Annotated in this window: 25 protein-coding genes; 14 read left to right on the plus strand and 11 right to left on the minus strand. The window is 71.9% G+C overall.

The genetic code is table 11. The features are described 5' to 3' along the window. Positions 1 to 214: 214 nt before the first annotated feature. The 5 genes from tatA to OOK07_RS15070 form a co-directional block, all read right to left on the minus strand. Positions 215 to 484 (minus strand): Sec-independent protein translocase subunit TatA, encoded by a 270-nt coding sequence (gene tatA / locus OOK07_RS15050; protein WP_266796927.1) that lies wholly within the window; start codon positions 482 to 484, stop codon positions 215 to 217. An 83-nt stretch (positions 485 to 567) separates the two neighbouring features. After that, on the minus strand, positions 568 to 3,264 hold the full coding sequence (mgtA, locus tag OOK07_RS15055; protein WP_406311730.1) for a magnesium-translocating P-type ATPase: 2,697 nt from the start codon (positions 3,262 to 3,264) through the stop codon (positions 568 to 570). Then, a complete protein-coding gene (locus OOK07_RS15060; RefSeq protein WP_266796928.1) occupies positions 3,257 to 3,619 on the minus strand; it encodes an ArsR/SmtB family transcription factor in 363 nt (120 codons plus the stop codon). The genes mgtA and OOK07_RS15060 overlap by 8 nt, the downstream gene beginning before the upstream one ends. 48 nt (positions 3,620 to 3,667) lie before the next feature. Next, positions 3,668 to 3,886: a hypothetical protein gene (locus OOK07_RS15065; RefSeq protein WP_266680502.1), complete on the minus strand. Its 219-nt coding sequence runs from the start codon at positions 3,884 to 3,886 to the stop codon at positions 3,668 to 3,670. 190 nt (positions 3,887 to 4,076) lie between these two features. Continuing rightward, the gene (locus OOK07_RS15070) at positions 4,077 to 4,589 is read right to left on the minus strand and encodes a PadR family transcriptional regulator (RefSeq protein ID WP_266680504.1); all 513 of its coding nucleotides are present in this window, start codon (positions 4,587 to 4,589) and stop codon (positions 4,077 to 4,079) included. A 99-nt stretch (positions 4,590 to 4,688) separates the two neighbouring features. Here OOK07_RS15070 and OOK07_RS15075 point away from each other — a divergent pair, with 99 nt between their 5' ends. Beyond that, complete coding sequence (locus OOK07_RS15075) at positions 4,689 to 5,246, plus strand: hypothetical protein (RefSeq protein WP_266680506.1); 558 nt, start codon at positions 4,689 to 4,691, stop codon at positions 5,244 to 5,246. Positions 5,247 to 5,302: 56 nt separating this feature from the next. Continuing rightward, a complete protein-coding gene (locus tag OOK07_RS15080; RefSeq protein ID WP_266801952.1) occupies positions 5,303 to 6,262 on the plus strand; it encodes a D-2-hydroxyacid dehydrogenase family protein in 960 nt (319 codons plus the stop codon). A gap of 20 nt (positions 6,263 to 6,282) precedes the next feature. Here the strand turns inward: OOK07_RS15080 and OOK07_RS15085 are convergent, their stop codons facing one another. The 5 genes from OOK07_RS15085 to OOK07_RS15105 form a co-directional block, all read right to left on the minus strand. Beyond that, positions 6,283 to 7,155, minus strand: coding sequence for a tyrosinase family protein (locus OOK07_RS15085; RefSeq protein ID WP_266796931.1), 873 nt, complete (start codon positions 7,153 to 7,155; stop codon positions 6,283 to 6,285). Beyond that, a complete protein-coding gene (locus tag OOK07_RS15090) occupies positions 7,139 to 7,648 on the minus strand; it encodes a tyrosinase family oxidase copper chaperone (RefSeq protein WP_266680510.1) in 510 nt (169 codons plus the stop codon). Before OOK07_RS15090 ends, OOK07_RS15085 begins: the two co-directional genes overlap by 17 nt. A 133-nt stretch (positions 7,649 to 7,781) precedes the next feature. Then, positions 7,782 to 8,363, minus strand: coding sequence for a vitamin K epoxide reductase family protein (locus tag OOK07_RS15095; RefSeq protein ID WP_266680512.1), 582 nt, complete (start codon positions 8,361 to 8,363; stop codon positions 7,782 to 7,784). Then, entirely contained in the window at positions 8,363 to 8,863 is a 501-nt protein-coding gene (locus OOK07_RS15100) for a DUF5949 family protein (protein ID WP_266680514.1), read from the minus strand. The genes OOK07_RS15095 and OOK07_RS15100 overlap by 1 nt, the downstream gene beginning before the upstream one ends. Before the next feature lie 184 nt (positions 8,864 to 9,047). Beyond that, positions 9,048 to 9,803 (minus strand): glycoside hydrolase family 16 protein, encoded by a 756-nt coding sequence (locus OOK07_RS15105; protein WP_266796934.1) that lies wholly within the window; start codon positions 9,801 to 9,803, stop codon positions 9,048 to 9,050. 277 nt (positions 9,804 to 10,080) lie between these two features. Here OOK07_RS15105 and OOK07_RS15110 point away from each other — a divergent pair, with 277 nt between their 5' ends. The 4 genes from OOK07_RS15110 to OOK07_RS15125 all read left to right on the plus strand — a co-directional run bounded on the left by OOK07_RS15110 (position 10,081) and on the right by OOK07_RS15125 (position 11,948). Beyond that, complete coding sequence (locus tag OOK07_RS15110; RefSeq protein WP_266680518.1) at positions 10,081 to 10,473, plus strand: RNA-binding protein; 393 nt, start codon at positions 10,081 to 10,083, stop codon at positions 10,471 to 10,473. Positions 10,474 to 10,864: 391 nt separating this feature from the next. After that, complete coding sequence (locus OOK07_RS15115; RefSeq protein WP_266680520.1) at positions 10,865 to 11,185, plus strand: hypothetical protein; 321 nt, start codon at positions 10,865 to 10,867, stop codon at positions 11,183 to 11,185. A gap of 64 nt (positions 11,186 to 11,249) precedes the next feature. Further along, complete coding sequence (locus OOK07_RS15120; protein WP_266680522.1) at positions 11,250 to 11,567, plus strand: hypothetical protein; 318 nt, start codon at positions 11,250 to 11,252, stop codon at positions 11,565 to 11,567. 60 nt (positions 11,568 to 11,627) lie between these two features. Further along, complete coding sequence (locus OOK07_RS15125; protein WP_266680524.1) at positions 11,628 to 11,948, plus strand: hypothetical protein; 321 nt, start codon at positions 11,628 to 11,630, stop codon at positions 11,946 to 11,948. A 419-nt stretch (positions 11,949 to 12,367) separates the two neighbouring features. Here the strand turns inward: OOK07_RS15125 and OOK07_RS15130 are convergent, their stop codons facing one another. Beyond that, complete coding sequence (locus OOK07_RS15130; RefSeq protein WP_266796936.1) at positions 12,368 to 12,700, minus strand: hypothetical protein; 333 nt, start codon at positions 12,698 to 12,700, stop codon at positions 12,368 to 12,370. Positions 12,701 to 13,059: 359 nt separating this feature from the next. On the opposite strand from OOK07_RS15130, the gene OOK07_RS15135 reads away from it, so the two are divergent. Genes OOK07_RS15135 through OOK07_RS15170 form a run of 8 tightly spaced genes read left to right on the plus strand, consistent with a single transcriptional unit; the run spans position 13,060 to position 22,394 of the window. Beyond that, the gene (locus OOK07_RS15135; RefSeq protein ID WP_266680528.1) at positions 13,060 to 14,190 is read left to right on the plus strand and encodes a glycosyltransferase family 4 protein; all 1,131 of its coding nucleotides are present in this window, start codon (positions 13,060 to 13,062) and stop codon (positions 14,188 to 14,190) included. Positions 14,191 to 14,210: 20 nt separating this feature from the next. Continuing rightward, entirely contained in the window at positions 14,211 to 15,674 is a 1,464-nt protein-coding gene (locus OOK07_RS15140; RefSeq protein WP_266680530.1) for an exopolysaccharide biosynthesis polyprenyl glycosylphosphotransferase, read from the plus strand. Positions 15,675 to 15,680: 6 nt separating this feature from the next. Beyond that, positions 15,681 to 17,018 (plus strand): O-antigen ligase family protein, encoded by a 1,338-nt coding sequence (locus OOK07_RS15145; protein WP_266680532.1) that lies wholly within the window; start codon positions 15,681 to 15,683, stop codon positions 17,016 to 17,018. Then, a complete protein-coding gene (gene murJ, locus OOK07_RS15150) occupies positions 17,015 to 18,700 on the plus strand; it encodes a murein biosynthesis integral membrane protein MurJ (RefSeq protein ID WP_406311738.1) in 1,686 nt (561 codons plus the stop codon). The genes OOK07_RS15145 and murJ overlap by 4 nt, the downstream gene beginning before the upstream one ends. Continuing rightward, entirely contained in the window at positions 18,690 to 19,481 is a 792-nt protein-coding gene (locus tag OOK07_RS15155; protein WP_266796938.1) for a polysaccharide deacetylase family protein, read from the plus strand. The genes murJ and OOK07_RS15155 overlap by 11 nt, the downstream gene beginning before the upstream one ends. Then, positions 19,478 to 20,620 carry a glycosyltransferase gene (locus tag OOK07_RS15160; protein ID WP_266796940.1) on the plus strand — a complete coding sequence of 381 codons (1,143 nt, stop codon included), beginning with the start codon at positions 19,478 to 19,480 and terminating at the stop codon, positions 20,618 to 20,620. The genes OOK07_RS15155 and OOK07_RS15160 overlap by 4 nt, the downstream gene beginning before the upstream one ends. Then, positions 20,617 to 21,288 carry a YveK family protein gene (locus OOK07_RS15165; protein ID WP_266680540.1) on the plus strand — a complete coding sequence of 224 codons (672 nt, stop codon included), beginning with the start codon at positions 20,617 to 20,619 and terminating at the stop codon, positions 21,286 to 21,288. The genes OOK07_RS15160 and OOK07_RS15165 overlap by 4 nt, the downstream gene beginning before the upstream one ends. Next, the gene (locus OOK07_RS15170) at positions 21,285 to 22,394 is read left to right on the plus strand and encodes a GNAT family N-acetyltransferase (RefSeq protein ID WP_266680542.1); all 1,110 of its coding nucleotides are present in this window, start codon (positions 21,285 to 21,287) and stop codon (positions 22,392 to 22,394) included. The genes OOK07_RS15165 and OOK07_RS15170 overlap by 4 nt, the downstream gene beginning before the upstream one ends. The last annotated feature ends 3 nt before the right edge of the window (positions 22,395 to 22,397 follow it).

The raw sequence follows: 22,397 nt of genomic DNA on the forward strand, positions 1-22,397 counted from the left end.
CTACGCTGTGGCCGACGTCAACCGACGGCGCGACGGAGCACCCCTCGGGTTGATTGATTGCGCAATATAGCAAGTGTTACTGGGTGCGCTGCTGCTGAGCTGCACCCCACCCCCCAGGTCCCCGGCGGCACGCCACCACCCGCGCCAAGGACACCGAGCGGCGCGTGGCGGACACCGCTCCGCGCCCGCCCCGGCCTCCGCGCTCGCCCCCGCCTCAGCTCTCGGTCTGCGTCTGCGCCTTCGGCTGCGTCGACTGCACCGACTGCACCGACTGCACCGACTGCACCGGCTGCGTCTGTTGCGTCTGCTGCACCGGCTCCTGCGTGCCGCCCTCGTCCTTCATCGCCTTCGCCTCGCTCTTGAGGATGCGCATCGACTTGCCCAGCGCACGCGCCGTGTCCGGCAGCTTCTTCGATCCGAACAGCACGATGATGACGATCGCCACGATCAGCAGGTGCCAGGGTTCCAGTCCGTTGCGGAGCATCCCGCCCACCCCTTCTTCTTCGCATGACGGCCTGATGCGCGGGAGCGCGGGACACCGTCCTGCTGGTTGCCGCCTGATGGTTGCTACATTGCGCAACTGTATAACCGAGAGCACCCTCTGACTGCAAGCAGTCCAATCGTGTACATGGCAAGCACGGCGGCCAGCAGCAGGTAGTACAGGGGCGGCAACGGCGTGAAGCCGAGCAGCGAGCCGAAAGGGGAGACCGGCAGCAGCAGTCCTACGGCGGCCAGCGCCCCCGCCGCCCAGCCGATCGGCCCCGGCCCGCGCCCGTGCCCCGCTCCAGCGCTCCCGGCGCGCAGCAACAGCATCACCAGGCCCTGGGTGAGCAGGTTCTCGGTGAACCAGCCGGAGTGGAACACCGCCGCGTCGTCCAGACCGTCGGACCCGTGCAGGGCGAGCGCGAGCACACCGAAGGTGGCGAGGTCGGCGACCGCGTTGAGGGCGCCGAAGCCGGTGATGAAGCGCAGCAGGTCGCGCGGGCGGAGGAGGATCGGGCGGCGCAGCACGGACGGATGCGGCCGGTCATGGGCGAAGGCGAGCTGGGCGGCGTCGAAGCACAGGTTCTGCACCAGCACCTGGGCCGGGAGCATCGGCAGGAAGGGCAGCAGCAGGCCCGCCGCGAGCATCGCGATGACGTTGCCGAGGTTCGAGGAGAGGCTGACGCGCAGATACGTGGCGATGTTGCCGCCCGAGTACCGTCCGGCCGCGATGCTGTGGTCGATCGCGGTGAGGTCCTTCTCGGCGAGGACCACGTCCGCGCTCTCCCGGGCGACGGCCACGGCGTCCCGGGGTGCGATACCGACGTCGGCGGCGCGCAGGGCGGGCAGGTCGTTGACCCCGTCACCCAGGTAGCCGACGGTGTGCCCGCTCGTGCGCAGGGCGGTGGCGATACGGGCCTTGTGCTCGGGGGCGCAGCGGGCGAAGACGACGGTGCGGGCGGCGGCCTCGGCGAGTTCGGGATCGGTGAGGCCGTCGATGCGGTCCGCGGCGAGGACGGCGTCCGCGGGCACGGGGACGCCCAGGTCGCGGCAGGCGCGCACGGCGGTGCCCGGGTGGTCGCCGGTGAGGATCCGGACGGTGACGCCACGGTCGGCGAGCGCCCTCAGCGCTTCGGCGGCGGTGGGGGCGAGGGCGTCCTTGAAGGTGACGAACCCCCGGAAGTCCAGGCCGCGTTCGTCGGCGGGCGTGTAGTCGCGCGTGCGCGCGGGACGCTCCGCGGTGGCGACGGCCAGCACCCGCAGCCCGTCGTCCGCCTGGCGTGCCGCGAGCGCGAGCAGCCCCGCGCGCTCCCGGTCCGCCAGGACACAGCGTTCCAGTACGGCCTCGGCGGCTCCCTTGACGACCAGGGTGTGCGTGCCGAGCCGGCCCGGTGTGCGCACGACGGCGGTCGCGAGACGCCGCAGCGGATCGAACGGTAGGGCCGCCACCCCGTCGTACGCCATGACGTCGTCCTCGTCGGCCGCGTCCAGGACCGCGTCGTCGAGGGCGTCCGGGGCGGGCAGGTCGGCGAGCTGGAGGGTCCACCAGGCGTTGACCGCGGCCCAGCGCAGCACCTCGGGATCGTCGTGGCCGCCCGGGCCGAGGGCGCGGTCGAGGACCGGCCGGTCCTGGGTGAGGGTGCCGGTCTTGTCGAGGCACAGGACGTCGACGGCGCCGAGGTCGTGCAGCGAGGGCAGCCGTTTGACGATCACCCCGTGGCCGCGGGCCAGCAGCGAGGCGCCGCGCGCCAGGCACATGGTGACGATGACCGGCAGCATCTCCGGCGTCAGCCCGACCGCCACCGCCACGGCGAACGGCAGCGTCTCCAGGCCGCGGTCGCGCAGGGCGGCGCCCGCCATGAGGACCAGCGGCGGGGTCAGCAGCATGAACCGGATGAGGATCCAGGAGATGCCGTGCACCGACCGGTCGAAGGCGCTGGCCTCGGGCCGGGCCTCCTCCCCCGGGCCGTGGGCCGCCGCGAACCGCGTCCGCGCGCCGGTCGCCACGACGACCGCGGTGGCGCTGCCGGAGGCGATGCTGCTGCCCTGGAAGCACAGCTGGGACCGGTCGAAGTCGTCGCCGCCCGCCTGCGCCCCGTCAGCGGCGTCCTTGGCCACGGGCGCCGACTCGCCCGTGAGCACCGCCTGATGCACGGTCAGCCCCTGCGCCCGCAGCAGCCGTACGTCCGCCGCGACGAGATCGCCCGGCCCCAGCCGGATCACGTCCCCCGCCACCAGCTCCTCCACCGGGATCTCCCGGACGTCCGGGGGCAGGTCCTCCTCGGTGCGGCGCAGGACAGTGGCCGTGCTGGCGACCAGGCCGCGCAGCGCGGCCATGGACCGGTTCGCCCGGTGCTCCCCGGACGCGCGCAGCACGCAGCTCACCACGACCAGCAGGAGGATCACGCAGGCGGTGCCCCAGGAGGCGACGGCCGCCGACACCAGCCCGAGGCAGAGCAGTACGGCGGTGAACGGGTCGCGCAGGCTGCGCAGCAACGCCGTCGGCCAGGAGGCTTCCCGCCGGCCCGGCAGCGTGTTCGCCCCGAACCGCGCCTGCCGCTCCTCGGCCTCCGCCTCGGTCAGACCGCGAGGACCGCTGCCCAGGTGCCGCAGCGTCTGCAGCACGGTGAGCGCATCAAGACCCGATCCGGACACGGGCACCGCGTCGGGACCCGCGCCGAGGGCCGATTCCGGCACGGTCACCGCGCCGGGCTCCGGTCCCGCGTCGGGGAGCCGTCCGGCGGCCGGCCCGGGGTCCGGTGCCGAGGCGCTGTCAGCCACCGGCCCCGCGCAGGCTGCGCACGGACAGGGACGTCCCCTCGGCGCGCGCGGCGAGCTGACCCACCATCACCCGTACCACGGTCACGACGTCGGGGTCGTCGACGAAGTAGATCTGGCGCCGCCCCTCCCGGCGGGACCGCACGAGCCCGGCGAGCTTCAGCTTCGCCAGGTGCTGGCTGACCGCGGGCAGCGCGCCGCCGACCCGGTCCGCGAGGTGGGTCACGTCGCTCTCACCCTGGGCCAGCGCCCACACCAGGTGCAGCCGGGCCGAGGACGCCAGCAGTCCGAAGGAGGCGGCCGCCTCCGCGAGCACCTCGGCGGACGGATCCTCGAAGCCACCGATGTCTGCCGCCACTGTCCTTCTCCTGTCCCGCCCTGGTCCGCGCGCCGCACTCGCGCCGCCTCAGTCTAGGTGCCGGCCCGGGACCGACTCCTCGTCCGGACCGGGCCGGTCGCGGGCCGCCAGGAGAAACCATCCGAGGTCCCCGACCGCCGCCCCGGCGGCCGCGGCCCCCGCGATCAGCCCCGCGGTGATCAGTCCCTGTCCGATGTAGGGCCGCCCGGCGAAGGTGCTCAGGCCGAAACCGAGGACCAGGAACAGGACCGCGGCGACGGCCGGCACGCCCGTGAGGAGCAAGGCCCGCGCGCACACGAACCCGCCGCCCCGGCGTGCACCTGCAGCATGCTGAGGATCCGGCACGTGTCTCCCCCGATGGATGAATCCGTATATGGATGAAGCCGTATGGGGTGGGGAGTGTAATGGTTCTCGACTTGCGCAATCTTTAAAGGCTTGATCATCCGCCCTCAGAGGCTCACCTGATCTGCTCGGCCGCCCACTCGGCCCACTCCCGCCGCATGGCGTTGAACCGCAGCCCGTACTCCAGCGCGATCCTGCCGTAGACCGACAGACTGCCGTCGTCCCAGTCGATGGACTCCGCCAGCCGGCTCAGGCTCTCGACCCCCTGCTCGGACATCTCCATCAGATCGGCCAGATAACCCCGCGCCTGCTCGGGCGTCAGCACGCCGAGGAAGAAGACCCGCAGCAGGATGTCGCTGCGGGTGTTCCGCTGAGGCTTTGTCTCGGTCAGCCAGTGCCGCAGTTCGGCCAGCCCCTCGCCGGTGATGGCGTACTCCTTGCGGCCCCGCGGCCCCTCCGCGGCGACCGCGGTCAGGCCGGAGTCCGCGAGCTTGGTCAGCTCGGTGTAGATCTGGCTCTGTGTCGCGGGCCAGACCGTGGCCAGCGACGTCTCGAAGAGTTTCAGCAGGTCGTACCCGCTGGCGGTGCGTTCGGAGAGAAGCCCGAGCAGGGCGTGTCGTAGGCTCATGCCCCCAGCCTACCTTCCACTATTGACATGTCACAGAGTGACCTTCTACTTTTGACATGTCAGAAGAGTAACTCAAAGAGCTGAAGACCAGGGGTCCCCATGTCGTACCTGCGCACTTTCCTGCCTTGGATCGTCTTCGCGGTCATCCCCTCGGGTGACTGGCAGTGGGGAGCCCTGGCAGCCCTGGTGGTGGCGGTGGCGGTCATCATCGAGCAGAAGCGGTCGGGCGCCGGGTTCGACGCACTCATCATCGAAACGGGCTCGGCGGCCTTCTTCGCCGCACTGGCGGCCGTCGCCTTCGCCGACCCGCACTCCGGTATCCACGACTACTCGGCGGCGCTCTCCTCCGGAGTCCTCGCGGTCATCGCCGGGGCCTCGCTGGCCATCGGGCGGCCGTTCACGCTGGGCATCGCCAAGCGCACCACACCCCGTGAACTGTGGGAGCTCAAGCCGTTCATCCGCGTCAACGTCGTCATCACCGCCGTATGGACGGCCGCCTTCGCCCTCACCGCCCTCGCGCTCGCCTACGAGGCCCACACCGGACACGGCCACTCCACCCCTGCCACTCTCATCCAGATCGCCGGTTTCGTGGTCCCGATGCTCTTCACGGTCCGCTACGTCGCCCATATGCAGGCCAAGGCCGGGCAGATCGCCTGATCGGTACGGTGACCACGAGCGACCTGACCGGTACACACCGAAGAAAGGGGCCCGCCGTGCGGCTGCGCTGCGCTGTGCTCGACGACTTCCAGCAGGTGGCGACAGAACTCGCCGACTGGTCACCCGTGGCCGACCGGGTGGAGACCGTCACCTTCTCCGGACACTTCGGCAGCGAGGACGAACTCGCCGCGGCCCTCTCCGGCTTCGACATCGTCGTCACCCTGCGCGAGCGCGTGCCCTTCCCGGGGTCCCTGCTCGCCCGCCTGCCCCGGCTGAAGCTGCTCGTCGCCTCCGGTATGCGCAACAGCGTCATCGACTACACCGCCGCCGAGGCCCACGGCGTCACCGTGTGCGGTACGGCGAGCACCTCGACGCCGCCGGTCGAACTGACCTGGGCCCTGCTGCTCGGCCTGGCCCGCGGCATCGTGGAGGAGAGCAACTCCCTGCGTTCCGGCGGCCCTTGGCAGCAGACGGTCGGCGCCGACCTGCACGGCCGCCGCCTCGGACTGCTCGGCCTCGGCAAGATCGGCAGCCGGGTGGCACACGTGGGCCTCGCGTTCGGCCTGCACGTCAGCGCCTGGAGCCAGAACCTCACCAAGGAGTACACGGACGAGGTGGGCGTCGAACTCGCCGCCTCCAAGGAGGAGTTGCTGTCCACCAGCGACTTCGTCTCCGTCCACCTGGCCCTCGGCGACCGCACCCGCGGGCTGCTCGGCCCCGCCGAACTCGCCCTGCTCAAGCCCACCGCGTACCTGGTCAACACCTCCCGCGCCGCGATCGTCGACCAGGACGCCCTGCTCGCCGCGCTGCACGAGGGCCGCATCGCCGGTGCCGGCATCGACGTCTTCGACATCGAGCCCCTCCCTGCCGGCCACCCGATGCGCACGGCTCCCCGCCTGCTCGCCACACCCCACCTCGGCTATGTGTCCCGGTCGAACCTCGAGACGTACTACCGGGAGGCGGTGGAGGACATCCGGGCGTTCCTGGACGGGAAGTCGGTGCGGCGGCTGGGCTGAGGAGCCGTGCGGGCAGCCGGTCAGGCGTACCGGTAGATCCCGCTCACGTCCTCCATCTCCTGCGGCGTGACATCCCACGGCGGCATGGGCTCGTTCCGGGCGACGATCCGCCCGCGCTGCTCGTCGCCGGGGCCGGGCGCCTTGGCCGGCAGATAGCGGGCGCCCTTCTTCTTGTGCCGCCGCTGCCAGCGGGTCCACTGCAGGTCGACGAAGGCGTGGTGCAGCCAGAAGACGGGGTCGTTGACGGAGCCGCCGCCGAGCATGGCGCCGCCGACCCAGCGGTGGACGCGGTTGTGGTTGCGCCAGGCGACATTGCCCTGCCCGGTCCCCCACCCCTCCAGTTTGTTGCGGAACCCCTTGGTGCAGGTGGAGTCCCAGGGCGAGGTGTCGTAGACCGGGTCGGCGAGCGCCGACTCCAGCTCCTTCTTCGTCGGCAGAGCGATGGGGTTGCCGGCGCGGCCGAGGTCCCGGGTGAGGAACGCGCCGTTGGTGATGCCGTGCCTGATGGGCCAGTAGCCCTGCGCGTAGGCGAACGGCCCGGTGACGACCTGACGGTCGGAGCTGCGCCCGTTGCCGCCGAGCACGTCGTCGGTCCAGGGCACGGCCGTCGTCGAACGGTCCCGCGTCCAGTCCCAGTACGGCACCGTCACCGACGGGTCGACCCGCTGCAGCGCCCGCTCCAGGTCCAGCAGGAAGCGGCGGTGCCAGGGCAGGAAGGAGGGCCCCATGTGGGCCGCCCGCAGACCGGTCTCGCCGTCGGAGGTGTAGTACTCGATGTGCAGGCGCACGAACTCGTCGTACGCACCCCGCCATTTGATCTCCAGCAGCGCGTTGACGAACCGCCGCCGCTCGTCGCGCGTCAGCTTGCTGACGTCCTTACGCACGTACACCATGCTGCTCCCCCATGTGCGCGTATCCCTCACCGAGCGGGCCAGGCTCCAGGTCGCGCAGCCGCTGGCCGGGGCCGAGTTCGTCGACCGCCGCCCGGGTCGCCGCCAGCGAGGTCCGGTACGAGCTGTAGTGGTCGACCATGGTCAGCCAGGTGCCGTCGGCGCGGCGCATCAGATGCAGCGGGTGGCCGTCCACGGTGACCTGCCAGGCACAGTCGTCGCCGCAGCCGTCGGCGCGGAGCAGGGTGCCCTGGATGCGGCGCCCGCGGTAGGTCTCGTCGAAGGCCGGTTCCCCGGTGTCCGCGGGGCTCACGGTGTGGTCCCCGCTCCGCGGCGGGCGCGAGGCCCCGACGAGAGGGGCGAGCGCCAGACCCACGGCGGAGGCGAGCAGCCCGCGCCTTATCACCCAGCAGGTCCGCCGCTCGGACCCGCTGCCCGCCCGGCCGTCGGCATTCGGCTCCGCGACCGTCGGCGCCCCGTCAGCACTGATCACCATGCGTCACTCCCTGGGGACAGACTCGTATGACCGCAGCGTCAACCACCGGTCGCGCCGTACGGTCACGACCGGTTCGGCCATACGGACCTGTGTTCCACTCGGGAGAGTCAGCGCCGGACAGTGGGCCCGGGAGTCAGCCGGTCCAGAAGTCCCACCACCGCGTCAGGACGAGCATGCCCACGACGCCGATGTGCAGCAGCGGCAGTACCCAGGTGAACTCCGCGAAGAAGGACTTCACCGGGCCCGGCGCGGGCAGGAAGCCGCCCCGCACGTTGAAGGAGGTGACGTACCAGAACAGCAGGATCGTCGCGGCCCAGGCCAGACAGCACCACAGGCACAACGCGTTGATCCGGTACAGCGACTCGTACTGCAGCCAGGACACGAACCCGATCCCGAACAGACAGCCCGCCTCGAAGACGAGCCAGTACCAGCCGGGGAACGCCGCCCCGGCCAGCACACTCACGCCGACGCAGATCACGACACCGTAGGCCACCAGGCCCAGCATCGGGTTGGGGAATCCGAAGACCGAGGCCTGGGCGCTCTTCATCACGCTGCCGCAGGACACCACCGGGTTCAGGCTGCATCCCGGGACGAAGCCGGGGTCCTTGAGCAGCTTGAACTCGTCGATGGTGATGACCCAGGAGGCCAGCAGTCCGGCGGCGCCCGTGATCACCAGCAGGAGGGCGAACGCGGGGCCGCCCCCGGCCCGGCGCATCAGCCGCGCGGGCGCTGGGCCGGCAGGACGACGTGTGCGGCGGCGCTCAGGGTCTGATCGGCGCCTACGAAGGCGGCCAGCGCGGCCGGCTCGATCGGTTGCCCCGGCCTGCCCTCGGGCCACGGACGGGTGGTGAACACCAGGTAGGCGTAGCCCCGTTCGGCGACCGCCGCCAGCCAGGCCGGCGGCGCGGTGCACTGGGCGCCCAGCTGCGGCATGCCGACGACAGCCTGGTCCGCCTCGACACGCAGGGTGAGAGCCAGGTCGGCCCCGGTGGTGCCGTCGACGAGATCCGCGCCGACCGTCAGCCCGTTGCTCGCCAGCAGGTCCTCGACCGCGGCGGACGTCATCTCCGGCCCGCCCTCGGCATCCCCGAGGGAATAGGCCAGCAGATACGGCATGTCGGTGCCGTCGGGAGCCGCGCCGCTCCAGGGCAGCACGACGAGCGTGCCCAGCTCGGCGACTCGGAAGGGGCTCGTTTCGCTTGAGGTCGAGGTCACGCCACGCTCAACGAGCCCCGACCGGGGCGGAAACTCCGCCTCCGGAAGACATATGAGATCCCCGAAGGATGCCGGGCCGGAATGGTCCGTCGTCGGACCGGCGATGACGGCCGGTCCGTTCTCACGCGCCCCGCCGGAGCGGGACGGTCACCCCGTCGGGGGGAACGGCCGTCGGGCCGACCGCTCAGCGGTAGACGCGAAGGTGGTGGGCGGCGAAGGTGACCGGCCGGTGGCCGGACGGGGCCGGGTGGTACTCGCCCGCGCACAGCGACAGGTTGAGGATCAGGTACGCCGACCAGTCGGCACCGACGCCCGTTCCGTCGCGGTAGACCCGCTCGCCGTCGACGTACCAGTCGACGGAGTCCTCGCCGCAGGAACTGCCGATGGTCACCCACCCGCCCGGGACGACCGCGTCGGCGTCGGTGTAGTACGTGCAGGCGTCGTTGACGTGGTTGGACAGCTCCAGCAGGTTCGGGTTGTCCGGGTGGTACTCGAAGGTGTCGATCTCGTTCCCGCCGTCCTTCCAGGTCCACAGCGCCGGCCAGGCACCGGGCCGGGAGGGCAGTTTGACGCGGGCCTCGATGTAGTCGCCGGTCCTGACCTGGAAGCCCTCGGCGGAGTACTCGGTGGTGAGCAGCCCGGTGCGCCAGGCCTGCCGGCCGCCCCGGAGAACGTGGCCGGCCGGGGTGGCGGCGAAGGTGGCCACGCCGCCGGAGACGGTCACACAGCCCGGGTCGAGCCAGTCGAGCTTGTTGTCGTCCGGGTTGTGGTTGCCGTAGCGGTAGGCACTGGTTCTGTCGCCGACCCATTTGGCGCCCCAGGCGATCGGGGCGTTGAACTCCTCCGACCAGACGAGTGATTTGCCGGGGGCCGATCGGGTGGCACCGATGGCGGTGGCGGCGGATGCGGTCGGCGTGAACTTGGGGCTCTCGGCGGTCATGGCGGCGAGGGTAGGGCCACACCTCACCGACCCGGCCCGAAGTATCGGCCACCTGCCGTAATTCCACTTTCAGACTACCCGCATGGTCGAATCCAAACGCACCATACGATCAATTGATTCACCGACCATGTGAGCCCGTCCGACGGCTCTGTACGCAAAGCATTGTTCACCCCTCCGACTTTCACGCGTATGGCGTAACGCAGCGCATTTGCATAGAGCATCGACTGCTATGTTCTCCAGCCGTCGGATCAGAGGTAACTTTCAACCGAGGTGATTCATGAAGAAGGCAGTTTTCACCACTGCGGCGTTGGCCATCGGCGCGAGTCTCGTAGGTGGCGCCGCCGCCGCTGCGTCGGCCGCGCCGGCGCCGGCACCGGCGCCCGCATCAGGTCTGCTCGGTGTCATGTCCCCGACCAAGGTGACCCCGGCAGTCGTGCCCGCGGCCGATGTCGTCACGCACCTGGCCCGCGACGGCAAGATCGCGAACGGCAGCGCGTTCGACGAGAAGCGCCCGGAGGGTGGCTCCGGCGTGTACCTGGACGGCATGGACCCCAATTCCGCCAAGAAGCCCACGATCCCGGTGAAGAACCCGGCCGGCCGGGGCGATGTTCAGGTCCACCCGCTGCAGGCGCCGACCGCCGTCGGTCTCGGCAGCCTCCTGGGTAAGTGACACGACGGAAGCCGTAGGAGTCGGCCGCACCGACCCGCACCCGGTCTCGGCGCACCGAACACGGCGGAGACCCACGAAGCATCTCTCCGGCCCACCGGCCCTTTCCCCTCCGGTGGGCCGGACACGCGTCGGCCCTCGTTCCGTACGGGCCGGCGCGGCCCGGCACGGCGGAATTCTCTCCGAGTTGCAGGCGGCCGTCGCCTTTCGGATTGTCGTTCATATGAGCCACAAGGATTCCACGCCCATTACGGATCGGCCTGCCGGGGCGCATCACATTGCGCCATCCGATGGAATAATCCCTGTTTAGCCCCTCTTCCCGTGACTTATGCGCGCATATCAAGGTTTCCTGGTATGCAAGCGTGCGCAACCGTGAATTGAGGAAGGAACTGAGTTGCCCAGGAAGTTCGCGGTCATCACTGCCCTCACCCTCGGCGCTGTGGTCAGCAGTGTCGGCATTGCCTCGGCGAGTGACAACAACACCGAAATCAAGGGTGGCGGCGGTTTCTCGTCGTCCCCGGTCGTGGTGAACGCCCCGCAGCAGGGCGTTCTCATCGTCAACGGCACGGTCGTCGACGGCCGGTGCATCGCACCGTGGTCCAACGGAGCAGTCCTCGCCGGCGTCCTCGCGCCGAACTCGCACTACTCCGCGTGCAACACCGACAAGGTCGACCAGTCGCAGAACGCCCGGTACGAGGGCGGCCTGCTCTTCTGACCCCTTGCCCCGAGTAACTCGGAGCAGGTGCATCACCCCATTACAGCCCCGAAAGGCGCAACTCATGCGTAACAAGGTTACGGCCATCTCCGCCCTCGCTGCGGGTGTCGTCCTCGCGGCGGCCGGCACCGCCGCTGCCGACAACTGCACCACCGTCAAGGGTGGTGACGGCTTCTCGTCGTCCCCGGTCGTCGTGAACGCCCCCCAGCAGGGTGTCGCTGTCGTCAACGGCACGGTCGCCGACCTCCGTTGCGTCGCGCCGTGGTCCAACGGTGCCGTCCTCGGCGGCGTTCTCGCCACGAACTCGCACTACGCCGCGTGCAACACGGCGGACATCGACCAGTCGCAGAACGCCGGTTACAAGGGCGGCCTGCTCCTCTGACCTGTTCCGAGCAATTCGGAGCACGGAAATCCCCAACCGCCCCACCGAAAGGCGCATCACATGCGTAACAAGGTTACGGCCATTTCCGCCATCGCCGCGGGCATCGTTCTCGCGGCCGGCGGCGCCGCCGCGGCCGACGACAACAACACCACCGTCAATGGCGGTGGCGGCTTCTCGTCGTCCCCGGTCGTCGTCAACGCCCCCCAGCAGGGTGTCGCCGTCGTCAACGGCACGGTCGTCGACGGTCGTTGCATCGCCCCGTGGTCCAACGGTGCCGTTCTGGGTGTCATCCTCGCCCCGAACTCGCACTACGCCGCGTGCAACACCGACAAGGTCGACCAGTCGCAGAACGCCCCGACCGCGGGCGGCCTGCTCATCTGAGCGGTTCTTTCACCCGATGGCGGTCCGCCGGAACTCCGGCGGGCCGCCGTCGGCTTTCCCACGGCCGTCACAGAGGGACGCAGGCACGAGGTCGCACGAAAACCCTCGGGGCCCGTCTGCGTCCCATGCAGACGGGCCCCGAGGTGAGGAGATGACCGACGAAAGCCGGCAGGAACACCGCCGGTCGAGAAGAGCGCGCCAACAAGGAGGGAAAGGCGCTCCGCCGCCTACGGCATTCCTGCCGGCGCGCCGCAATGCGAGCGACGCCGGGCTGTTCCAATGGGACCAACGGCACCGCACCGCCGACGGTCACCCTGAATCGTTCGTTTGGCCCAGCGCACGTGGATTGCGCTCCCCCGCATATGACGAAGGGCCGGCTCCCAGGGATGCGGAGCCGACCCGAATCGTCGAGCCACTGCCTACTTGCCGACGGGAAGGCCGCCGAGGAGCTGGCCGTCCACGGAGCCCGGCAGGGCGGACTTCGGCAGGGCGCCGCCGACGAGCGGGGTCTTCACGACTCCCGTGTTCTTCACGCCGCCCTTCACGCTGCTGTTCACGCTCTGCGCCACCTGCTGGACGTTGTTGCCCACGTAGCCCGCCGACACCTGGGCTGCCGTGGGGACACCGCCCGCGACCGTCCTTCCGCTGTCCATAAGGCCCTGCGCCGGCATGTCCGCCGCGATGGCGGGCACGGCGACACCGGCAATGGCAAGGGAACCAGCAACGACGGCGGCAGCCTTCAGAGTCTTCATCGTGTGCCTTTCTTTTGTAAGCCTGACTTCTCCCGGCCTAACGAGAGGGCGACCTCCTGGAAACCCTGTTGCCGCCAGTTCGGGGAACTCATACGAATGGACCCTGACCTGCCAATGCTCCAAACGGGTGACTCAAGGTGACAAATAGCCCATGGAAACGCCACCATTCCGACACAGTTCACCGGTCCGCAGATAAATACGGCGGAGCAGCTAGAGTGGCTCACCTCGTGATTCCAGCGATGCCGGTTGAACAACGGACCTCACGCTCTCGAACGGGTGCGGGATTTTATATCAAGAACACGAGCCGCACGTCCTGGCCCCCGGCTCGGACTCTTTTGTTCGGAAGGGCAGCGTCGCTCATGCGTAATTCCCCATGCGTGCCGCACATTCTGCATGTCACCCAGCCCGTCGAGGGCGGTGTCGCGCGGGTCGTGACGGACCTGGTGGCGGCCCAACTCGCCGCGGGATTGCGGGTCACCGTCGCCTGTCCGCAGGACGGCATGCTGTCGGACGCACTGCGGGCGCAGGACTGCACGGTGCTGCGCTGGGACGCGACCCGCTCGCCGGGACGCCGACTTCCCGGCGAGGTACGGCAGTTGGCACGGATCACGTGTGACGTACGGCCGCACCTGGTGCACGCGCACAGTGCGAAGGCGGGACTAGCGGCCCGGCTCGCGGTACGCGGCCGTATCCCCACCGTCTTCCAGCCGCACGCCTGGTCGTTCGAGGCCGCGGGCGGTGTCGTCGCGCGCCTGGCAGTGGGCTGGGAGCGGTTGGGGGCCCGGTGGGCGACGCGCATCGTGTGCGTGAGCGAGGCGGAGCGGCGTACCGGGGAGCGCCGCGGAATCAGTGCCCTGTGGCGTGTCGTCCCCAACGGCGTCGACACGCTCAGGTTCCGGCCGGAAGGGCCGCAGGAGGACCACGGGTCCGGCACGGGCCCCCTCGTCGTGTGCGTGGGCCGGCTGTGCCACCAGAAGGGGCAGGACGTGCTTCTGAGGGCCTGGCCCGAAGTGGAGCGGCAGGTGCCCGGCGCACGGTTGGCGCTGGTCGGCGACGGCCCGGACGCGGACCGGCTGCGCTCAGGTGCGCCCGATTCCGTACGGTTCACCGGCGCCGCGCCCGACGCCGCCCCCTGGTACCGGGCCGCCGACGTCACGGTCCTGCCGTCCCGCTGGGAAGGCATGGCACTCGCTCCGCTGGAGGCCATGGCATGCGCCCGGCCGGTCGTCGTCACCGACGTGGACGGGGCACGCGAGAGCCTGCCGCCGGAGCATCCGCCGCACTGCCTGGTGCCGCCGGAGGACTCCGACGCGCTGGCCCGGGCGCTGTCGGCGCTGTTGCGGGACGAGCAGCTGCGCACGGCGCTGGGCGCACAGGGCCGTAGGCATGTGCTCGCCGCTCACGATCTACGGCACGCGGCGGACGCCGTGATCGACGTCTACCGCGAATTGCTCGGCGTCGTTGTCGCGCCGGTCGTCGTACCCAACTAGAGCAGGAAGTGCATCACCAGATGACTGCGGAAAGTACCGTTCCCCCTCCTGCGGGGCAGCAGCCGCGGGCGGCAGGGCGCGCCGTCTCCGTTCTCGCCCCTCGCCGCCCCGCAGCCGGACGCCGACTGCCCGCCGGACGGAGAGGCCGCCCTCCGCGGCGCGCCTCCCGGGTGCCCTTGCCCCTCGTCGACGGCGGCGCCACCGTGCTGGGCGCCCTTGTCGTGCCCCGGGCCGTCACATACCCGCTGGTCATCGTTGTGCTGGCCCTCGGTGTGATGCTGCTGAACCGGCGGGCCGGCCTGTACGACGCCTCCGTCACGCGCGGCTCGCTGGACGAACTCCCCGCCGTCTGCGGCCGGATCGCCGTCGGCTGGGCGGCCGTGGCGGCGCTCTCCCCGCTGCGACCGCTGCCGCTGACCGTGCTGGTCACCGCGTTCGCCGTGCACTGCGCGGCAGGCTGCGCGGGTCGCGCGGCGGTGCACGGACACCGTGCGCGGCGGCGTCGGCCCTGCCCCGCGCTGGTGGTCGGCCCGGTCACGGCGGCCCGGCCGGTCGCGGCCGCGCTGCTGCGCCAACCCGGCTGCGGTGTACGGCCGGTGGGCCTGGTCAGCGACTCCCTGGACGTGCTCACCGGTTCCGGCGAAGGTCACGGGTGTCCGGTCCTCACCACGGATCAGGAGACGCATCGGGCGGTCATCCAGAACGGTGTGGAGACGGTGCTGGTCGTGGGCGCCGCCACTCGGGTGGAGAAGGCCGCACTGCTGCGGGATCTCGCCGCGTACGGCTGCGTGGTGTGGGAGCTGGACACGGACCCGCCGTCGTACGGCTCCGACGGGCTGCGTGAAGGAACCGGGCATCTGGCGGGCTACCCGCGCCGGCTGCTGTCTCCGGGCGGCGGACGGCAGCGCGTCAGCAGGGGCAAGCGTGTGCTCGACATGGCGCTGTCCGGCTCACTGCTGCTGCTGGCCGGCCCGGTGCTGCTGGTGTGCGCGGCCGTGCTGCTGGTCATGGACGGGCCCGGGGTGCTGTTCCGGCAGGAGCGGATCGGCAAGGACGGGCGGCCGTTCACCCTGCTGAAGTTCCGCACCCACCGGCCCGCCAGCGCGCACGAGGCGGCGACCCGCTGGAGCGTGGCGAACGAGCACGAGATGAGCCGCTTCTGCCGGTTCCTGCGCCGCACCTCGCTGGACGAGCTGCCGCAGCTGTGGAACGTCTGCCGCGGCGACATGAGCCTGGTCGGCCCGCGCCCCGAACGGCCCTACTTCGTGGCCATGTTCAGCCAGGCCCATCCCGGCTACCGGGAGCGTCACCGGATGCCGACCGGGATCACCGGGCTCGCCCAGATCCACGGGCTGCGCGGCGACACCTCCATCGAGGACCGGTGCCGCTTCGACAACGCCTACATCGACAACTGGTCGCTGTGGCAGGACATCTGCATTCTGGTGCGTACGGCGGTGCTGTTCGTGCGCCCGACGGGGAGCTGAGCGCGGGTGAGCTCTCCCTCGGCGGCCTCCGTACCGCTCGTACGACGGCCGGCGGCGCTGCCGGCGCTGCGCCGGGCGGCTCCCGTGCTGCCCGTCGTGGCGGTGATCGCCCTGCTGGGACTGCCGGGCGCGCCGGACAGCGGTGCCTCGCCCGCCGATCTGGCCTGCGGGCTGGTCGTGCTCTGGGCCGCCGTGACCACCGTACGAGAAGGGCGGCGCCCGCTGACGCGGACGGCGGCGGTGGTGCTCGGTCTGCCCGTGGTGGGCATCGCGGTCGCCGCGACCGGGGCGGTGACGCCCGGCGACGGGATCACCGGCCTTGCCCGCTATCTGCAGGTGTTCGTGCTGTTCCCGCTCGCGGTGGTGCTGCTGGTTCGCGACCGGCGCGACGCCCGGCTGTTGCTGTGGTCGCTGGCCGGCCTCGCGCTGTGGCAGGGGGCCGTCGGGGTGCACCAGTTCCTCACCGGAACCGGGGCCTCGTACCAGGGGGCGGACATCCGGGCGGTGGGCACGTTCGGGCCGTCCGACGTGATGGGCATGGCGAGCGTCGTCGCGTCCGGGGTGGTGGCCCTGACCGGTCTCGCCCTCGGCACGCGCGCCCGGAACCGGCAGCTCGTCGCGGCCGGCTGTGCGCTGGCGCTGCTCGTGCCGCTCGCGCTGTCCTTCAGCCGGGGTGCCTGGATCGCCACGGCCGTGGCCTGCGGGACGCAGCTGCTGCTGGCCGGCGTGCGGCGGGCGGTGACGGTGTTCGCGGCGGCGGTCGCGGCCGCGGTGGTGCTGGTGGGCGGGCTCGGGGTGGGCGCCGCGGCGCTGCAGGAGCGGCTGACCAGCATCACCCAGGTCACCGACACCCCGGACCAGTCGGTCGTCGACCGCTACACCATGTGGGCGGCGGCCACCGACATGTGGCACGAGCATCCGGTGACGGGCGTCGGCCTGAAGGCCTTTCCCGCCTACCGCGACGCCCATGCCTCGCTCGCGCTGTCGTCGGGCAGCGACACCGCGGGAGCGGGTCAGGCCTACCGGCGTCAGCCGCTGCTCTCCCCGCACAACATGTACCTGCTGCTCCTCAGCGAGCAGGGCCTGCTGGGTCTGCTCACGGTGGCGGGCAGCTGGCTGGCGCTGCTGGTCTGCGCGCTGCGCGGGCTGCGGCGCGCGGGACGCGCCCGGGACTGCGCGCTCGCGGCCGTCGGTCTGCTGCTGTGGCAGCTCGTGAACTTCCTGTACGCCGACATCGGCGGACCCTCCACCACGCTGACGGCCGTCTGCTTCGGCCTCGTCGCCTGGTGGTCGCTGGCGGGCGGGGCGCCGGCGGGCCCGGCCGCCGAATCGGGCACGCGGTGAGGCCCGGCCCCGCGAGGACGGCGGACGCCACGGGCCACGCGACCGGCATCTACCGCGCCCGCCCGGCGAATGCGGGGCGGCCGGCCACCCGGCCGGCGGGCGGCCCGCCCTCGCGCCGCTTCATCGCCCGGGCGACGCTGCTCTCCGCCGCACTGTCCGTCGCCGGGGCGGTCCTCGGCCTCGGACGGGACCAGGCGCTCGCGCACCTTTTCGGCGCCGGCGCGGAGACCGACGCGTTCCTGGTGGCCTGGACGGTGCCCGAACTCGCGGCGACCCTGCTGATCGAGGACGGCCTGGCGTTCGTGCTCGTGCCCGCGTTCAGCGCGGCGCTGGCCCGGCGGGCGCTCGGGAAGGGCACTCCCGACCCGGTACGCGCCCTGGTCGCCGCCTCGTTGCCACGGCTGTGCCTCGCCTTCGCCGCCACGGCCGCGGTCCTGGTGGCCGGGGCGCCGCTGCTGGTCTCGGCCCTCGCGCCCGGTCTGTCCGACCCGTCCCTGGCCGTCTCCTGCACGCGGCTGACCGCGACCTGCGTACTGAGCTTCGGGCTGGCCGGGTACTGCAGCGCGGCGCTGCGGGCCCACCGTTCCTATCTCGCCCCCGGCGCGATCTACATCGCCTACAACGTCGCGATCATCGCCACGATGTTCGTCCTGGGTGAGCACTGGGGTGTGCGTTCCGCCGCGCTCGGGGTCGCCCTCGGCGGGTGCCTCATGGTCGCCGTACAGGCTCCGTCCCTGGGCCGGCGCATCGCCCGGCGGCCCGGCCGCAACGCCTTCGCCTACGACGGGGACGGCGGCCGGCCCCTCGCGCCCGCCCTGGTCTGCGCCGTCCTGCTGTTCGCCCTGTGCCGGCAGTCGCAGGTCCTCATCGAGCGCTACTTCGCCTCCACGCTGCCCGCCGGCGCCATCTCGCACCTCAACTACGCCCAGAAGGTCGCCCAGTTGCCGATGTCGCTGTCCATGATGGTGTGCGTCGTCACCTTCCCGGTGGTGGCGCAGGCCGTCGCCGAGGGCGACACTCGGCGGGCCCGGGACCGGGTCGAGCGGGACGTGGCGCTGATGGCCTGCCTCGTGCTGCTCGGCGCCGCGGTGGTGGTGGCCGGTGCGCCGCAGATCGTCGAACTCCTTTTCCAGCGTGGAGCGTTCACGGCACAGGACACCGCCGCCACCGCCGCGGTGATGCGGGTGTACGCGACCGGACTGCTCGGGCAGACCCTGGTCGGGGCGCTCGCACGGTCGTACTTCGCGGGCGGCCGGACCACCTGGTTCCCGCTGGGGGCGATGGGCGTGGGCGCTCTCGTCACCATCAGCATCGGCGCCCTGGCCGTCGGCCCCTGGGGGGCGTGCGGCATCGCCGCCGCCAACGCGGCCGGCATCACCGTCACCGCCCTGCTCCTGCTGCACGGCCTGGGGCCGGGCAGCGTACCCGTGCGCGTGCGCCGGGTGGTCGCCGAACTGGCCCGACCGGTGGGCGCGGCCGTGTGCGCCACCGCAGCCGGGCTCCTGTGTGCGGGGCTGTTCGCCTCGCCCGCGGCCTCCGTGGCCGCCTGCTGCACCGGCGTGACCGTCGTCTTCCTGCCGCTGGCCTGGATCCTCGACGCAGCGAACGCCCGGTCCCTCGTGCTGTCCGCCATGCAGTTCCTCCGTCACTCCGTCACACGAAAGCTGGGCCATGGTCGCTGACGTCTCTGCCGCATCGCCTACGGCCGAACCCGCACCCGGACCGCCCGCGCGAAGACTCGCGGGGCGGGGCCCGGCCGCCTGGGTCGCCATGTACCACTCCGTCTCCGACTGCCCGGACGACCCCTACAACGTCACCGTCACTCCCGCACGTCTCGACCGGCAGCTCGCCTGGATGTCCGCGCGCCGTCTGCGCGGGGTGAGCATGCGGGAGCTGCTCGCTGCCCGCGCCCGCGGCACGGAGCGCGGCCTGGTGGGGCTCACCTTCGACGACGGGTACGCCGACTTCGCGAGCACCGCGCTGCCCGTGCTGTGCCACTGGGGATTCACCGCGACCGTGTTCGTGCTGCCGGGGCGGCTCGGCGGCGACAACGGCTGGGAGCCGCAGGGGCCGCGCAAGCCGCTGCTCGACGTGGACGGCATCCGCCACGTCCTGGCCGCGGGCATGGAGGTCGCCTCGCACGGAATGACCCATGTCGATCTGACCAAGGCCACGGACCAGGTGCTGCACACCGAGGTCGACGACAGCCGTCACCGGCTCGCCGGGATCACCGGCGGCGACGTCGAGGGCTTCTGCTACCCGTACGGCTACCTCGACGAGCGCGCCGCCGCCGCGGTGCGCTCGGCCGGTTATCGCTACGCCTGCTCGATCTGGCCCGGACCGGCCGGCTGCGGCGACTTCGCGCTGCCCCGCATCCACGTCGGACAGAGCGACACCGCGCTGCGCCTTGCGCTGAAGAGACGTCTGGCCCGGGTCTACGGCCGAGATGTGGGGGCCGCGTGAGGGCCCTGCACATCATCACCGGGCTCGGCGTGGGTGGAGCGGAACAGCAGCTGCGCCTGTTGCTGCGTCACCTTCCCGCACAGTGCGACGTGGTGGCCCTGACCAACCCCGGGCCGGTCGCCGCGGGCCTGGCCGCCGACGGCGTCCGGGTCACCCACCTCGGGATGGGCGGCAACCGCGACCTGGGCGCGCTGCCCCGGCTGACCCGGCTGATCAGCGCCGGCGGCTACGACGTCGTACACACCCATCTGTACCGGGCCTGTCTCTACGGCCGGATCGCGGCGCGGCTCGCGGGCGTGCGGGCCGTCGTGGCCACCGAGCACTCGATCGGTGAGACCCGGCTGGAGGGGCGGCCGCTGACCGCGGGCGTCCGCGCGCTGTACCTGGCCGGCGAGCGCCTCGGCCGCGCCACCGTCGCCGTCTCACCGGCGGTGGCCGAGCGGCTGCGGCGCTGGGGTGTGCCCGGGCCACGCATCCGCGTCATCCCGAACGGCATCGACGCGCACCGTTTCCGCTTCGACGAGGTGGGCCGCAAGGAGGCCCGGAACCACTACGGGCTGCCGGAGGACTCGTATGTCTTGGGAGGGGTGGGGCGCCTCGCCCCGGGCAAGCGCTTCGACCTGCTGCTGCGCGCGCTGTCCCGGCTGCCCGGTGACGCGCGGCTGCTGCTGGTCGGCGGCGGGCCCGAGGAGGCGGCGCTGCGGCAGACCGCCCGGGGGCTGGGGGTCGCGGACCGGGTGGTGCTGACGGGCGAGCGGCCGTATCTGCCGGAGCCCGGCGACGCCGCACCCGGCCTCGTCGACCTGCTGTCCGCGATGGACGTGCTCGTCTCACCGTCGGCGGAGGAGGCCTTCGGTCTGGCCGTGGTGGAGGCGCTGGCGGCGGGGCTGCCCGTGCTGTACGCGAGCTGCCCCGCCGTCGACGACCTGCCGCCGGACGCGGCTCCCGGCGCCCTGCGCGTCACCGGCGGCGCCGGGGCGTACGTACGGGAGCTGCTGCGGCTGCGGGCCGCGGGGCCGGGTGAACGGGCCGCCCCGGAAGCCGTGCGCCGCTACGACATCGCGTGCAGCGCCCGGCAGTTGATGGATGTGTACACGGCCGCTCTGTCCGGCTCGACCCTGGAAGTGAGTTCTCCATGACCGACACCCCCACTCGGCGTGACCGGCTGTCAGGCCGTTCGCGCCCACGTGCGAGGCGGCTGCCCTCCTGGTGGCTGCTGCCGGCCGGCGCGCTGCTCGGTGCCGTGGCCGGCGGCGCGTACGGAGTGGCGAAGCCGCCGCAGTACACGGCGACCAGCTCCGTCGTCGCCGTGGCGGCCGGCCGGTCCGACGTCGACTGCGCCGACGCGCTCGGCTTCGCGCAGGCGTACGGGAGGGTGGCCCCGCAGCTCGCGGTGCTCGGGGACGCGCAGGTGACGGCGGGCGTGCCGGTCGCGCAGCTGCGCGACAGCGTGCAGGTCGCGACCTCACCGGACGCGCCGATGATCGCGGTCTCGGCGACCTCGTCGAGCCCCGCCCAGGCCGTCGACATCGCCAACGCGGTGTCCGGCACGCTGGTCACCCAGGCGGGACACACCAAGGCCGGCACGGGCATCAGGCTCGAACCCCTGTCCCGGGCGCTGCGGCCCACCGAGCCGTCGTCCCCGTCGTGGCGGCTGACCTCGCTCGTGGGGGCGAGTGCCGGCGGGCTGCTGGGCGGCCTCACGCTGCTGGCACGGCCGCGGCGGACGACCCGGGACGACGGCCCCGGCCAGGCGACCGTGCCCGCCCCGACCCACGCCGCGGACGCCCGCGGGACGCTCGCATGACCGCGCCCGGCCGCGCCCTGTCGGTGGAGCTGTGCACCGACGAGCGGACCTTCGCCGCGCTGGCCGAGGAGTGGGGACGGCTGCACGCGTCATGCCCGTCGGCGACACCGTTCCAGACCCACGCCTGGCTGCACTCGTGGTGGCTGTCGTACGGCACGCCCGACGGGCTGCGGCTCTTCCTGGTCCGCCGGGGCGGTGAACTGGTGGGCGCCGCACCGCTGATGCGGGTGCGGCGCCCGCTGCCCAAGCTGGTGCCGATCGGCGGCGCCATCTCCGACTTCCGTGACGTGCTCCTCGACGCGGAGGTGACCGAGGAGGGCAGCCTGGTCCTGGCGGACGCGCTGTCCGACGCGGCCCGTACCGCTCTGATCGACTTCCGGGACGTCAGGCCGGGCAGCGCCGTGGAACGGATCTACCGGCACTGGCAGGGGCCGCGCTGCCGGCTGCGCGACTCGACATGCCTGGAGCTGCCCGCGCTGCCCATGACCGAGCTGGTCAAACGGCTGCCGACGGCGCGCGCCCAGCGGGTGCGCAACAAGGTCAACAGGCTGGGCCGGCTCGGTGTCGAGTGGCGTGTCGTGAACCACGACGAGACGGAGACCGCGCTGCGCCGGATGCTTGAGCTGCACCAACTGCAGTGGCAGGACAAGAAGGTGACGCCCGAACACATCCGGCCGCGGTTTCTGGAGCACCTGGTCCGGTCGGTGGGCCCGATGACCCGCTCCGGCCAGGCCGCGGTGACGGAGTTCCTGTTCGAGGGCACGGTGGTGGCGGTCAATCTGCTGCTGCTGTCGGGAGGGCTGACGGGCGAGTATCTGTACGGCTTCCACCCCCGGCTGCGGGAGAGCAAGCTGGACGTGGCGACGATGCTGCTGCGCGCGTCCAGCGAGGTGGCGTCCGGTCGTGAGGGCGGGGTCCTCAGCCTGCTGCGCGGCGACGAGCCGTACAAGTACCGCTGGTGCCCCGAGACGGTGCACAACCAGCGTTTCCTGCTGGCCGGCCGACGCACGGTGCCGCTGCTGGCGGCCAGCGCCTGCCACTCCGGGGCCCGGCACGGGGCCAAGAAGGTGCTGCGCAGGAAGGCCGCTGCACAGGATCAGGGGTAGGGG

It is taken from the genome of Streptomyces sp. NBC_00078, from assembly GCF_026343335.1.
Classification (GTDB): Bacteria; Actinomycetota; Actinomycetes; order Streptomycetales; family Streptomycetaceae; genus Streptomyces.

Bases quoted from the DNA above. Each gene is read 5' to 3' on its own strand.
- tatA (WP_266796927.1), bottom strand. From the start codon at position 484: ATGCTCCGCAACGGACTGGAACCCTGGCACCTGCTGATCGTGGCGATC.
- OOK07_RS15070 (WP_266680504.1), bottom strand. From the start codon at position 4,589: ATGAGCCTACGACACGCCCTGCTCGGGCTTCTCTCCGAACGCACCGCC.
- OOK07_RS15075 (WP_266680506.1), top strand. From the start codon at position 4,689: ATGTCGTACCTGCGCACTTTCCTGCCTTGGATCGTCTTCGCGGTCATC.
- OOK07_RS15085 (WP_266796931.1), bottom strand. From the start codon at position 7,155: ATGGTGTACGTGCGTAAGGACGTCAGCAAGCTGACGCGCGACGAGCGG.
- OOK07_RS15090 (WP_266680510.1), bottom strand. From the start codon at position 7,648: ATGGTGATCAGTGCTGACGGGGCGCCGACGGTCGCGGAGCCGAATGCC.
- OOK07_RS15095 (WP_266680512.1), bottom strand. From the start codon at position 8,363: ATGCGCCGGGCCGGGGGCGGCCCCGCGTTCGCCCTCCTGCTGGTGATC.
- OOK07_RS15105 (WP_266796934.1), bottom strand. From the start codon at position 9,803: ATGACCGCCGAGAGCCCCAAGTTCACGCCGACCGCATCCGCCGCCACC.
- OOK07_RS15110 (WP_266680518.1), top strand. From the start codon at position 10,081: ATGAAGAAGGCAGTTTTCACCACTGCGGCGTTGGCCATCGGCGCGAGT.
- OOK07_RS15120 (WP_266680522.1), top strand. From the start codon at position 11,250: ATGCGTAACAAGGTTACGGCCATCTCCGCCCTCGCTGCGGGTGTCGTC.
- OOK07_RS15125 (WP_266680524.1), top strand. From the start codon at position 11,628: ATGCGTAACAAGGTTACGGCCATTTCCGCCATCGCCGCGGGCATCGTT.
- OOK07_RS15130 (WP_266796936.1), bottom strand. From the start codon at position 12,700: ATGAAGACTCTGAAGGCTGCCGCCGTCGTTGCTGGTTCCCTTGCCATT.
- OOK07_RS15135 (WP_266680528.1), top strand. From the start codon at position 13,060: ATGCGTAATTCCCCATGCGTGCCGCACATTCTGCATGTCACCCAGCCC.
- OOK07_RS15140 (WP_266680530.1), top strand. From the start codon at position 14,211: ATGACTGCGGAAAGTACCGTTCCCCCTCCTGCGGGGCAGCAGCCGCGG.
- OOK07_RS15155 (WP_266796938.1), top strand. From the start codon at position 18,690: ATGGTCGCTGACGTCTCTGCCGCATCGCCTACGGCCGAACCCGCACCC.
- OOK07_RS15165 (WP_266680540.1), top strand. From the start codon at position 20,617: ATGACCGACACCCCCACTCGGCGTGACCGGCTGTCAGGCCGTTCGCGC.
- OOK07_RS15170 (WP_266680542.1), top strand. From the start codon at position 21,285: ATGACCGCGCCCGGCCGCGCCCTGTCGGTGGAGCTGTGCACCGACGAG.